We start from the raw sequence: 12,457 nt of genomic DNA, 5'->3' as shown, positions 1-12,457 counted from the left end.
CGGCCTCCGTGCGGAACGTCGTCTTCTCCGTCACGTGCGTCTCTCCTGCCGCGCGCCCCGCGGCCGACCGGAAGGCAAGCCATCAGGCAATTATTGCCGCCTGGCAACAGTAGCGCGGGGCCGGGGAGGGGACAACGCGGTCGCGTCGCAAGGAGGTTGTTCCGCTGGTCAGGGGGCCGCCTGCCGCCCGCGCCAGTCCAGGCAGACGACGAGCGCGTCGTCGTCCGGCAGTGCCTCGCCGCGGTGGCCGGTCAGTTCCCGCAGGATGGCGCGAGGCACCTCCGCCGCGGGCAGCAGCCGGGTGGAGTGGATGGCGCGCGCGAGGGCCGTGTCCCCGTAGGCCTCCCCCTTGGGCGAGGCCACCTCGTGGACGCCGTCGCTGACGAAGACGAGCCGGTCGCCGGGCCGGACGTGGAAGTCCTGGGCCACGTAGTCGGTCTCCTCGAACATGCCGAGCGGGAGCTGCGCGTCGAACGTGACACGCTCCACCGTGCCGGAGCGCAGCCGCAGCAGCTGCGGCGAGCCCGCGTCCACGACGCTCGCGTGCCCCGTGACCAGGTCGAAGTCGAACATCAGGACGGACAGATAGCAGCGCCCCCGGTAGTGGGCGTAGACGGCCTGGTCCGCCAGGGCGGCCTGGTCGGCGATGGAGATGCCGGCCCGCCGGGCGTTGCGCAGGGCGTTGATGGCCAGGTTCGTCAGCAGCGACGCCTCTATGCCCTCGCCCATGCCGTTGGTGACGTACAGCGTCAGCCGGTCGGCGGTGGCGGACCAGTCGAAGTTGTCGCCGAAGATGGCGTACGCGGGCTCCAGCTGCGCTCCGAGGTCGTACTCGGGGCGGGAGCAGGAGCGGCCGGGCAGCAGCTGCCACTGCATCTCGGCGGCGAGGGTCAGCCGGTCCTTGCGGCGCGTCTGCAGATAGAGGTCGGTGTCCCGCTCGGCGACGAGCACCTCGTGTCCGAGGACGTCGGCGATCTCGGCGAGCTCCGCCTCCCATTCCCGCGCGGCGTCGCCGGGCAGTGTGACGGACAGGACGCCGAGCCGGTCACCGCGCACGCTCACCGGCAGATGGAGGCGCGTGCGTCCGTCGGGCCGCTCCTCGCGGTACGGCTTCTGCGAACCGAAGGCCCGGCCGACCGTGGTGTTGTGCACCGACACCGGCTCCAGGGTGTGCGGCAGGGCCGACACCGGCTGGAGCACGGTCAGGCTGTAGTCGGCCAGCAGCAGCTCGGTCTCCTCCGCCCCGTACTGCTCGGCCAGTACGGAACGCACGGCGGCGAGCAAATCGTGGGGAGCCGCGGTGCGCAGCGCGCGCTCGGCGGCCAGGAATCTCTTCATGACGGGCGATACACCAATCTTTCTCCGCGGGGTGCGTGCCTCCGCGACGAGGCCGGGATTCCGGACGGGGTCGCGCACGGGGTGCTCGGGGCCTTCACGGCCTCCTCCATGGCCGCGTGCGGGCCTAGTACGCTGACAGTCAGCCCAGCGCCTGCGAGAGTGTGACCGTGACTGCCTTCCGCCGCCGCCCAGAGCCTGACGAGGTCGCGCGTGTGACCACGACGGCCGTCGAGCTGCTGGAAGTCGTGTGGGGCCGTGCCTCCACCGCGCCCACTTCGGCGTCCCAGCTGCGTGTCCTCCACATACTCGAGCACCAGGACGGCATCAACCTGCGCACCCTCGCCGAGACACTGGCGTCGACGCCGCCGTCCACGAGCCGGCTGTGCGACCGGTTGCACGCGGCGGGGTTCATCGAGCGGGTGGTGAGCCCGGAGGACCGGCGCGAGGTGCGGCTGCACCTCAGCGGCCGGGGCCGCGCCTTCCTCGCCGACCTGAGGGCACGCAGGGAGCGGGAGCTGCGGAAGGTGCTGGCGGACATGCCCGCCGCGAAGCGGACCGCCTTGCTGGAGGGGCTGGAGTCCTTCTGCGCCACCGCGGCCACGCAGATCCACGACGACGCCCCGGACGCCGGCAGCCGGACCGCCTGAGCGGTCCTGTGCGAGGCCGTCGGCACCGTCGCCTGTCTGCGACGCCGAGCGCACGGAGCGGTCTCCGTCCACCGGAGCATCCCATGTCCTTCCCCGTGCACGTCCGACACGGTTACTTTGTTGTCTCACGGCTATTATTGTCAAACGACAACAGTTTGGGTCCGTCGTCGCTCGCAGCCGTACGGGTACCCCGAGAAGGACGTGTTCTGCCGTGCCTGTGGGCCTTGTCTCCCGAACGAGCGACGAACGGCCGGGGCCGGCGGTGACGGAACGTCTCCGTCCACCCGCCGGCCCCGGCCGTCGTCCGCCCGCTCGGCCTAGGCCCTGTCGTCAAATTCCCACCTACCCCGCGACGCCATGCACGCGCTCTCGACGCACCGGGCCCCGACCCGAGTACGTCCAGTACACGGGTCAGGGCCCGGCACGCCGAGAGCACGCACCTGACGCCGCGGGGCCGCCCTTCGGGCGACGGCGGGAATGTGACGACAGGGCCTAGGAGAGGGACTTGTAGCCGCTCCACCCGGTCGCGATCCGGGTCCGGGCCCCGAACGAGCCCTTGCCGTCGCCGCTGTTGCGCCACAGGTCGCCGTTGGTGTCGCGGGCGACCAGGTCCGGGCGTCCGTCGTCCGTGAGGTCGCCGACACCGACGATCGCGTTGTACGAGCCACCCCAGTTCGACAGCACCTTGACGCGGGCCGCGAACGTGCCGTCGCCCTTGCCGTCGTAGCGGTACAGGGTGTTCGACGCGTCCTGGGCCAGCAGGTCCGCCCTGCCGTCGCCGGTGAGGTCGCCGGCGCCGACGATCTTCTTGTAGCCCTTCCAGTTGTCGTAGAGCTTCACCCGGGAGGCGAGCTTGCCGTCGCCGGTGCCCTTCATGAGGTAGACCGCTCCGGTGGAGGAGTTCCTCGTGATCAGGTCCGGGCGGCCGTCGCCGCTCACGTCGCCGGGCGACGTCAGGACGTCGTACTGCGTCCAGCCGCTGGTCGCGAGGGTCGTGTACGACGTCGACGGCTTGACCGCCGCCCCGCAGCCCGGCTTGTAGAGCCGCAGCGCGCCGCTGCTGTAACGCACGAGGACGTCGTTGCAGCGGTCACCGCTCAGATCGCCGAAGGGGACCGCCTTGACGGTCGTCGGCCAGCCGGTGCCCGTGTACTTGTCGCCGAGCCTGCCCGTGCCGGTGCCGCTGTGGAAGGTCAGCCCGCCGGAGGAGTTGAGGGTGAGCAGGTCGCCGCGGCCGTCGGGGCCCTCGGGGCTGACGAAGTCGCGGCGCACGGCGGCCCCGCGCTGGAGAAAGCCCTCGCCGGTGTTCACCGTGACCGCCGCCGCCGTGCCGAGGCCGGTCGCCGCGAGGGTCCAGGTGAAGTGGCCGTTGGGGAAGTGGGCCCCGCTCGCGGTCCTGCCGTCCCAGGTGGCCGCGACCCGGCCCGGGGTCGCGCCGCCGGTGAGGGTGCGGGTGGCCTTGCCGTTCGGGCCGCTCTGCACCGAGGCGAAGGTGAGCGACCAGGAGGTGACCGGACGGGACAGCACCCACTGGCCCTCGAAGGGCATACCGGGGCCGACATGGCTGCCGGCCGACGACTCGAAGGCCGTCACCGCGGACGGGGCGATGCCCGTGGTGGTGACGTGGGTGCGCTCGTAGTCGTCGAACCAGGCGACCAGCCCGGTGTACTCGTCGACCGTCCACCGGTAGCGGCGGTCCGCGCTCAGGCCCCGGTCGGCCAGGTCCGAGGCGATGGTGCGGGTGGTGCCGGTGGCCGCCTCGGTGAGGACCAGCGTGCCCGCGCCGTGGTCGTGGCGGACGGTGAAGCCGTCACCGAGGAGCACGTCACCGGGGGTGACCGCGTTCGACGTCCCCGCCCCGGTGTCGTACACGCCCGCCGAGTCCGTCCCGCAGGCCCAGTACACCCAGCGGCCCGCCGCCTGGAGTTCGCTCGGCACGCAGGCCAGACCCGGCACGGTCACCGTGGAGAGCGTCTTCCCCAGCGGGACGCTGTACGAGGTGAGCCTGCCCGCGGTGGTGGTGGCGCTCCAGAGGGTGGAGCCGTTCAGGGCCGCCGCGCGCACCGAACGCTTCAGCTTCTGGCCCTGGCCGAACTCGCCGACGTACTGCTGCGGGGTGGCGCCGCCGGAGTCGAACACGGCGTAGTCGTCGGAGACGTCGACGATGCGGCCGCCCTGCCCGCCGAAGTCCAGGTTGTGGCCGCCGATCTCCACCAGCCGGTCGTCGCCGAGGGACTCGCCCTCGTCGGTGCCGCCGCCCGAGTCGAGGTACACGTCGTGGGCGTCGAGGTTGCCCCACAGCGCCGAGCAGGTGACGCCCTCATAGGGGCAGAGGGCGGAGCGGACGGAACCGCTCGCCGTGGCCTCGGACGCCGTCAGCGTCGCGGCGTTGTCGGTGGTGAGGGTACGTACGGACGTGGTGTCCGCGACGGCGGCGGGGTCGTCCTCGGCGACGCGCAGGCTGCCGCGGCTGAGCGCGATGCCCGTCTTGGTGTGCTCCAGCGCGGGGGCCTGCCGGACCTTCGTCACCTTCAGCGAGCCGTCCTCGGCCTGGGTCACCCGCTGCACCCACCAGTCGTTGGCGTCGGTGCCGCCGCTGACCAGGGCGCTCCTGTCACCCGCCGCCAGGGTGTACGCGCCGGCGCTCGCCAGCACGGTCTGCTGCACCGAGGGGTCGTCCACGTCGACGGCGACCAGCCGGGAGCCGAGCGCGTCGGAGGCCAGCGGGAGCAGCAGCCAGTGGCCGACCAGCACCGGGGCGCCGTCGAGCGCGCCCGGGTGGGAGGGCAGCGTGACGACCCGCTCGGCGGCGGAGAGGTCGGCGCGGGACTTCAGATGCAGTACGGCGGTGTCCTTGTCGTACCAGCCGACGTGGTCCTCGCTCATGACGTGGAAATCGGCGGCGGTCGTGTCGGTGAACGCGTGGGCGTTCACGGCCGACTCGACGTCGATGTAGTCGATCGTGCCGCCGCGCGTCCACAGCACACCCTCGGCGTCCGTGGCGACGACCTCCTTGTCCTGGAGGTTCGTCGGCTCACCGGTCACCTTGCGCACGCGCTTGACGCCGTCGACGACGTCGATCAGGGCGCGGCCGGTGACGACCGTGTCCCCGGCCATGCCGCGGTAGTAGCCGTCGGTGGTGGAGCCGTTCCAGCTCAGGCTCCGGGTGGTGCGGGTGGCCGGGTCCCAGAGGGTCACGGTCGACGAGTACGTCAGCGAGGCCGGCCCCAGCGCGACCACGTCACTGTCCGACCCGAACCACGAGGTGCGGCACTCGGCGGTGAGGGAGCAGGTCGAGACGGGGACGTACACGCTGCCGTCGCCCCTCTTGACCGTGACCGTGCGGCCCGTGGCGTAGTCCGTCCACAGCATCCCCTCCCGGCCGGTCTGCCGGTGCAGGAAGCCGCTGTCGCCGGCCACGTACGGCCGGTCGGTGCGCGGTGTGGTGGTGCTCGGGTCGACCAGGGTGATCGCGGTGGTGTCGCCGTCGGTCGCTTCGGCGGAGCCGCCGCCGGTCGACAGGGCGACGGCGGTCGCGGCCACGAGGACCGCCAACGAGGAGACGGCGGCGGCCGGCCCGCCCCGTCCCGGGGCGTGTCTGCCCACGTAGGTTCCCTCCCCGGCGAGGGCTCGTACCCTCGCACAAATGGCCGGATCCTATCAGGGGGAGAGGACAGCGGAAGGGGGTTCCCGCAGGTGGGAAGGGGACCCGCTCGTCCGGGCGCGCTCGGCGGCCTCGCGGTCCCGGCCGCTCGCTCCAGTTGGGAAGTGCCGCACCCCTGGCCGGAGGCCCACGCGGGTCCCGCCCCCGCCGGCCGGCGGGGTGAAAGGGGTCGGTCGGCGGGGGAACTCCCGTGCCCCGTCGGGTGGTCGGCCGCTCCCGGCGCTCGGCAACGTTGCCCCGGTGACCGAGACCGACAGCGCCGAGAAGGCGCGCTCACGACACGTGTCCACCCCCGGAGCCGCCGCGCCGGAGGGCGGCCCAGCGGCGACGGGGGCCGCCGGGGCCTCGGCGGGGGCCGCGCCGCTCGCGCGGCTCGTCGGGGTGGACCTCGCCCGCGCCCTGGCCGTGTTCGGCATGTTCGCCGTGCACGTCGGCCCCTTCCCCACGCCCGGCGGCGGGGTCGGCGACTGGTTCCTGGGCCTGGCGAGCGGCCGGGCGTCGGCCCTGTTCGCCACCCTCGCCGGGTTCTCGCTGACGCTGATCGCCGGCCGCCCGGAGCCGAAGACCGGAACGGCGGGCCGACAGGCGCGGGCCAGGATCGTCATCCGTGCCGCGATCCTGCTGGTGCTGGGCACCGCGCTGGCCATGACCGCCTTCGGCGGCGCCGGCATCCTCAACTTCTACGCCGTGTACTTCCTGCTGGCCCTGCCCCTGCTGCGGCTGCGGGCCAGGACGCTCGCGGTCGTCGCCGTCGCGCTCGCGTTCGTCACCCCGCAACTCGCCCACGGTCTGCGGGCGCTGCTCAGCCCGTCCACGGTGGAGACCATCGACGCGTACGACCCGCTCGCCCGGCTCTCCGGGGTGGGCGTGCTCGACCTCTTCCTCACCGGTCTCTACCCGGCGATCACCTGGATGACCTTCGTGGTCACCGGCATGGCGCTGGGCCGGCTGGATCTGTCGTCCGGCGCGGTGCGGCGGCGGCTGGCCGTGGTCGGTCCCGCGCTGATCGCCTTCGGGTACGGCGTGTCGTGGCTGGTGCTGCGGCTGACCGGCGGCGACGAGGAGATCGCGGCCCGGATGCCCGACCTGGAGGACTTCGACGCCCTGAAGGACGCCGGCGCCGCGGCGGACGCCTTCGACATGCCGGTCGGCGGCGGGCTGTGGGGCCCCGACGCCTGGGGGCTGCTGGCGGCCGAGCCGCACACCGGTTCCACGTTCGACCTCATCGGCAGCATCGGGATCGCGATCACCGTACTGCTGTGCCTGACGGTCGCGTTGGACCGGCTGCCGGTGCTGCGCCGGGCGGCGGCGCCGGTCATCGCCGTCGGCACCATGTCCCTGACCCTCTACGTGGGCCACATCCTGGTGATCCTCGCCCTGCCCGGGGAGGCGGCCACGCCACCGCGGTCCGCCTCGGCCGGACTGCTGCTCGCGTTCGTCCTCGGCGCCACCCTGTTCGCGGCGCTCTGGTCGCGCTTCTTCCGCCGCGGGCCGCTGGAGCACCTGCTCAACCACGCCACCGGGCCGGCGCGTCGCGTCCGGTGAACCCCCGGGCGGGTGCCCGGGGGCCGACCCCCGGCGGGGCGGCGGGCGCGTGCGCCCACGGCCCCGCCGGGGTGCCGGATCAGGACGGGTCGCCGTACTGGAGGCCGCGTCCGTTGGTGCCGACGTAGACACGGCCGAAGGTGTCGGGGTCGCCGGTGATGACGCCGACGCCGCCGATCGCGCCCCACTGGTGGGCGTCGTCGTTGACGCGGACCCACGAGGCGCCCTTGTCGGTGGAGCGGAAGACGCCGGTGACGTCCTTGACCGTGCCGATCAGGTAGAGCGCCTGGTAGTCGGTGCCCGGCTTGGCCTTGCCGAAGCCGAGGGCGGACGCCGACTGCACCGACTTGAGCGTGGTGAAGGTGCGACCGCCGTCCGTGGAGTGCAGCAGCCCCTTGCCGTTGCCGGAGATCCACAGGTCCCCGGCGACCCCGGGAACGGCCGTGAGCCGGCCCGAGGGCAGACCGCCGGCGCGGGCGGAGAAGGTGGCACCGCCGTCGGTGCTGGCGTAGAGCGTGCCGCCGGACAGCGAGTAGAAGGTCTTCGCGGAGGAGCGGTCGGCGACGACCACGGCGCCGTTGCCCAGGCCGCCGACCCTCGACCAGCCGGCCCCGTTGTCGGTCGAGCGGTACGGGGCCTCACCGGCCTCGGTCCAGACGATGGTGGAGCCGTCCGCCGAGAGCGCGATGTGGCCGTCCTGGGCAGAGGGCACCGGCTCCGACTTGAAGCCCTTCCAGCTGGCGCCGCCGTCGGTGGAGTAGGCGCCGTCCTGCGCGCCGCCACGGCCCACGCGGACCATCATCGACGGCTTCGACTGCGCGAAGTCGATGTCGGTGCTGTTGGTCATCATCGGGTTCTTCAGCCGACCGGAGGGCACCTTGGTCAGGGAGTCGTGCCGGAAGCCTCCCTGGTCGCCCATGGCGGTGATGACGGCGGCGCCGCCGGGCGGGGCGATCGCGTCCAGCAGCGCGGTCTCCTCCAGCCCCCGGGCGCCCATGGCCCAGTGGCTGGTGCCGCCGCTGTCGGAGGCGTTGGCGTCCTTGCTGCGCAGGATGCCGTTGCCGGTGCCGTACAGCGCGTGCCCGGAGTCGAAGGGGTCGATGGCCAGGGCGGTCATCCAGTGCCCGGTGTGGGTGCCGACGTAAGGGGCGGCGGAGGCGCTGCGCTTCGACTTGTCGGCCAGCGCCTTCCAGGTGGCGCCGCCGTCGGTGCTCCGGTAGATCTCGTCCTCGGGCCACCAGCGGCCGAGGGTGGTGACCATCACCGTGGACGGCTTGCGCGGGTCGACGGCCAGACCCGAGAAGCCGTAACTGCCCTGGGAGGGGGAGATGTTCTTCCAGGTCCCGCCGCCCGGCGTGTACTTCCACACCGAGCCGCCGGTCACGCCGTTGGGTCCGAGGGCGTTGGTGTACGTCAGGTACAGCGAGCCGTCACCGGAGAGCACACCGTGCTGCGGGAGCTGGCCGGTGGGCTGCCCGGACACGGCCTGCCAGGTGGCGCCGCCGTCGGTGGAGCGGTAGAGGGAGGTGGACTTGTCGTTGACGCCGACGTAGATCGTCCCGCTGCCGGCCTTGCCGTACGTCACGAAGGAGATGCCGGCGCCGGTGCCCGCCCCGTCCTTGACGGGGAACGAGGAGACCTGCTTCCAGGTCGCGCCGTGGTCGGTGCTGCGCCACAACCCGTTCTTCCGGGTGCCCAGCAGCAGGTTGCCGTTGTCGGCGGGGTCCACCACCAGGCGTTCGCCCGCGCCGCGGCCGTCCTCGTTGCCGCCCAGCTTGAAGGGCAGCGCGGTGCGCTTGAAGGTGCGGCCCCGGTCGGTGGAGCGCAGGATCGCGCCGTTGCCCGCCCAGTCGTTGGTGTAGGTGCCCGCCCCGAGGTAGAGCCGGTCGGGGTCGACGGGGTCCGTGGCCAGCGAGTCGATGCCCAGCAGGTTCCAGTCCTTCTCGCCGAGCCAGTCGGTCAGCGGGATCCACTGCTCGGCCCCGGTGTCCCAGCGGTAGGCGCCACCCATGTCGGTGCGCGCGTACAGCAGGCCCTTCTCCTTCTGGTTGAACACCAGACCGGTGACGTAACCGCCGCCCACCACCTGGGCGTTCTTCCACGAGTACGGTCCGGCCTTGGCCTTGGCCTGTGTGCCGTCGGTCCCGGACGCCCCGGTCCCGCCCACCTTCACCAGCTTCCACTGCTGGTTGGCGCCGCCCGCGCCGGAATACTGGATGACCGCCGCGCCGTCGCTCCGGGCGCCCCCGGAGACGTCCAGGACCTTGCCGCTCCGGCGGGAGGTGAAGGTGACGGCGTCGGAGCCGCTCACGTCGTCGATCCGCCACTCCTGGGAGGTGGCGGAGCTGTCGGTCTGCTGTTCGGCGGCGGCCGACTGGGCGGTCGAGTTGCCCTTGATGCCCAGCACCTTGCCGCTGTTGCGGTTCACCAGCTCGTAGTAGCCGCCCCCGGCGGGCTTCAGCCGCCACTGCTGGTTGGCGGTGCCCTGGTCGGTCCACTGCTGGATACGGGTGCCGGTGGCGGTGGAGAAGCCGTTGACGTCCAGCACCTTGCCGCTGCCCACGGAGACGAGCTTGTAGAAGGCGTTGCCGTCGACCGTCGCGGCCTGCGAGTCCTCCTGCGTGAACAGGAGGTACGGCACGACGGCGAGGGGCGCGCCGACGAAGAGTGCGGTCGCGGTCCAGCGACGGCGGTGACGCCCGCGGCGTCCGCCGTGCTTGGGGGTGTTCATGGGGGGAGGATCTCCTTGCATGCCGTTCACGAGAGAAGGGCGGACCCGGGCACCGGAACCGACCGGATCCGCTCCCTTGTGGTCACCGGCGTCGCGAAGGGTTGCCATGATCCAAAAACTTTTTTCGGATCACTTCTCGGATCGCTTCTCGGATCACTCCTCGGGGCACCTCGTGGACGGGTCTTCCGGGAGCAGGGCGTCCAGGGCGTGGTCCAGGGCGGTGAGCAGGAGCTCGTGCTCCCGCGGGGCGTACAGCATGCGCAGGGCGAGGCCGTCGGACAGGGCGATCACGGCGTCGGCGACGGCCGTCGCCCGGGCCCCGTGCCCCGCCGATTCCAGCCAGGCGGCCAGTGCCTGCCGGATGTCCTCGTCGACCCGGCGCCGGATCGCGGCCAGCCGGGGGTGGTGGGCCGCGTGGACGGCGAAGGCGAGCTGCGCGGTGGCCTCGGCGCGCCGCTCCTCGTCCACGGGCAGCGCCGTCAGGATCAGTTCGCGCAGCGCGCGGCGCAGGGGCAGGGCGGCGTCCACGCCGGCCATCCGGCGTTCGACGCGCTCACCGGCCAGTTCGGCGGCGAAGACGAGCATCTCCTCCTTGGTGCGGAAGTACTTCTGCACGGCCCCGGGGGAGCGGCCCGCGGCGGCGGCCACGGTGCGCACGCTCACCTCGTCGAGACCGCGCTCGGTAACCAGCCGGAGCAGGGCCGCGCCGATGTGCCGGCGCTGCTCCTCCCTGTCGACCGTCCTGGGCATCGCTCGGGCTCCCCTCATTGGAATACAGTCGTATTCTAAAGCCTCGTCCGGTCATCCGGTCGGATGCGGAACGGTGAAGAAGGGGGACGGTGGTGGACGACCGACAGGAGCACGCGGTGCCGGCCGTGCGGGTCTCGGACCGGGACCGTGACGAGACGCTCGCCGTGCTGGCCACGGCGTTGGCCGAGGGGCGGCTCGATCCGCACGAGCACGCCGCCCGCGCGGAAGTCGCCCTGAGGGCACGCACGGCCGCCGAACTCGCCCCGCTGGTGGCCGACTTGCCCGAGTCCGCGCCGACCCGCGCCGAGCAGGACCGCAAGGATCTCCGGCAGTGGCTGGCCGAATGGCGCTACTGGCTCGGCGGCGCGGTGATCATGTCCGCGATCTGGGGCGCGGAGTGCGCGCGGGAGGGAGAGCTGACGTACTACTGGCCGGTCACGCCGCTGGGGGTGTGGGCGGCCGTCCTGATCGCCATCGCGGTCTGGCCGCGTGGCGAGACGGGGAACAGGGACGAGTGAAACCGTGACGGCCGCCGCCCGGCGGTACGCGGGCGAATGGGCGGCGGCCGGCCTTCGGGGCGGTGCGCGGGCGTATGGGGCGGCGGCTCGACCTCCCGGCGGTGCGCGGGCGTACGCGACGGTGGCTCGACCTCCCGGCGGTGCGCGGGCGTACGCGACGGTGGCCGGCCTGTCCCGTGGCGCCGTCGCCTTCGGTTCGAGGTGGGGGACGCGCACCCTCAACCGGCAGGCTGAGCAGGGGCGTTGACCATCCATCCCGTTTCGACGAGGCACGTGTCGATGTCTTGTCGCTGACTGGTCATGTCCTCGACACTGTCGGGATGATCGTTTGGTTGGCGTGGGCCGGCACCGTCGTGGGGTACGCGGCCCTCGTGGTGGGCGCCCTGTCGCTCGACCACCGGGTCCACGCACGAGCGGTCGCGCGGGTCCTCGCCCGCCATCGCGCCGCGCGACCGGAGGGGGACGACGCCGTCCCGGACGAGGACCTCCGGCTGGGGATCGCCGCGGTCGCCGTCCTCGCCCAGGGGGACGGCGGCACCCTCCGCGCCTTCGGCACCGTCCTCGTCGACATGGTCGCGCGCGGAGTCCTGGAACCGGCCACCGACCATGACGGGACACCGACCCTGCGGTGCCCGCCCCGCCGACGCGCCTGCCCGCCCGGCCCGACCTACGCGGAACGCGAGCTCAGCACCTGTGCGGCCCACCGGAACCCCGCCTCCGCGGACCCGCGGAGCGTCATGCACCCCACGGCCCAACAGCTCCTGAACGAGGGGTACTTGCGGAGCAGGGGGGAGTACGTCGACTTCACCCCGCCCCGCCCGGTGTGGTGTTGGGCGGTCGCCGCACTGAGCCTGCCGCTCGCCGCGCTGGAGACGTACGTGTTCCTGGACTGGCGGTACGCCCTGGTGGCGGGATGGACCACGATCGCGATGGTCGTCGTCGCCTGGGGGCTCACCATGACGGCGACCGGCAGCCCCGCCGAGCTGCGGCTGCCGGTCCTGACGGAACGCGGCGCGCAGGTGGTCCGCCAGGCGCGCGCCCGCCACGCGCACCTGGACCCGGCGCGGCGGGCCGCGTCGGAGCCCTACGCCCCCGACGAGGCCGCGGTCGCCTTCGCCGTCTTCGGGAACGAGGCGTACCACCACTTCTCCGCGCACACGCCCGGTTTCGCCGCCGCCGTCGCCGCGGGCGCCGACCTGCGCACCGAGAACAGGGCCGCCGGGCAACGCATGCGCCTCCGGGCCGACTTCAGCGGGTGAGGAGG

General features: G+C 72.9%; 8 protein-coding genes. 4 read left to right on the top strand and 4 right to left on the bottom strand.

Features of this window, described 5'->3' with window-relative positions; translation table 11 throughout:
• Positions 1-168 precede the first annotated feature (168 nt).
• Positions 169-1,338, bottom strand: coding sequence for a PP2C family protein-serine/threonine phosphatase (locus tag ACZ4Z2_RS18270; protein WP_468077145.1), 1,170 nt, complete (start codon positions 1,336-1,338; stop codon positions 169-171).
• 212 nt (positions 1,339-1,550) lie between these two features.
• Between ACZ4Z2_RS18270 and ACZ4Z2_RS18265 the strand changes: the two genes are divergently transcribed.
• The gene (locus ACZ4Z2_RS18265) at positions 1,551-1,985 is read left to right on the top strand and encodes a MarR family winged helix-turn-helix transcriptional regulator (RefSeq protein ID WP_468077143.1); all 435 of its coding nucleotides are present in this window, start codon (positions 1,551-1,553) and stop codon (positions 1,983-1,985) included.
• Between the two features lie 492 nt (positions 1,986-2,477).
• Here ACZ4Z2_RS18265 and ACZ4Z2_RS18260 read toward each other — a convergent pair whose 3' ends face one another.
• On the bottom strand, positions 2,478-5,591 hold the full coding sequence (locus tag ACZ4Z2_RS18260) for an FG-GAP repeat domain-containing protein (protein WP_468077141.1): 3,114 nt from the start codon (positions 5,589-5,591) through the stop codon (positions 2,478-2,480).
• A 298-nt stretch (positions 5,592-5,889) separates the two neighbouring features.
• Here ACZ4Z2_RS18260 and ACZ4Z2_RS18255 point away from each other — a divergent pair, with 298 nt between their 5' ends.
• The gene (locus ACZ4Z2_RS18255; RefSeq protein ID WP_468077139.1) at positions 5,890-7,194 is read left to right on the top strand and encodes a DUF418 domain-containing protein; all 1,305 of its coding nucleotides are present in this window, start codon (positions 5,890-5,892) and stop codon (positions 7,192-7,194) included.
• Positions 7,195-7,273: 79 nt separating this feature from the next.
• On the opposite strand, the gene ACZ4Z2_RS18250 is transcribed toward ACZ4Z2_RS18255, so the two are convergent.
• Both ACZ4Z2_RS18250 and ACZ4Z2_RS18245 read right to left on the bottom strand, forming a co-directional pair.
• Positions 7,274-9,925, bottom strand: coding sequence for an RICIN domain-containing protein (locus ACZ4Z2_RS18250; RefSeq protein WP_468077137.1), 2,652 nt, complete (start codon positions 9,923-9,925; stop codon positions 7,274-7,276).
• A 153-nt stretch (positions 9,926-10,078) separates the two neighbouring features.
• A complete protein-coding gene (locus ACZ4Z2_RS18245; protein ID WP_468077135.1) occupies positions 10,079-10,675 on the bottom strand; it encodes a TetR/AcrR family transcriptional regulator in 597 nt (198 codons plus the stop codon).
• 92 nt (positions 10,676-10,767) lie between these two features.
• On the opposite strand from ACZ4Z2_RS18245, the gene ACZ4Z2_RS18240 reads away from it, so the two are divergent.
• Positions 10,768-11,193 (top strand): DUF1707 SHOCT-like domain-containing protein, encoded by a 426-nt coding sequence (locus tag ACZ4Z2_RS18240; RefSeq protein WP_468077133.1) that lies wholly within the window; start codon positions 10,768-10,770, stop codon positions 11,191-11,193.
• A gap of 320 nt (positions 11,194-11,513) precedes the next feature.
• On the top strand, positions 11,514-12,452 hold the full coding sequence (locus tag ACZ4Z2_RS18235; RefSeq protein WP_468077131.1) for a DUF2207 domain-containing protein: 939 nt from the start codon (positions 11,514-11,516) through the stop codon (positions 12,450-12,452).
• Positions 12,453-12,457 lie beyond the last annotated feature (5 nt).

The organism is Streptomyces sp. NPDC030183 (assembly GCF_055573455.1).
This window is presented reverse-complemented; position numbering and strand designations above follow the sequence as displayed.

Bases quoted from the DNA above. Each gene is read 5' to 3' on its own strand.
- ACZ4Z2_RS18270 (WP_468077145.1), bottom strand. From the start codon at position 1,338: ATGAAGAGATTCCTGGCCGCCGAGCGCGCGCTGCGCACCGCGGCTCCC.
- ACZ4Z2_RS18250 (WP_468077137.1), bottom strand. From the start codon at position 9,925: ATGAACACCCCCAAGCACGGCGGACGCCGCGGGCGTCACCGCCGTCGC.
- ACZ4Z2_RS18245 (WP_468077135.1), bottom strand. From the start codon at position 10,675: ATGCCCAGGACGGTCGACAGGGAGGAGCAGCGCCGGCACATCGGCGCG.
- ACZ4Z2_RS18235 (WP_468077131.1), top strand. From the start codon at position 11,514: ATGATCGTTTGGTTGGCGTGGGCCGGCACCGTCGTGGGGTACGCGGCC.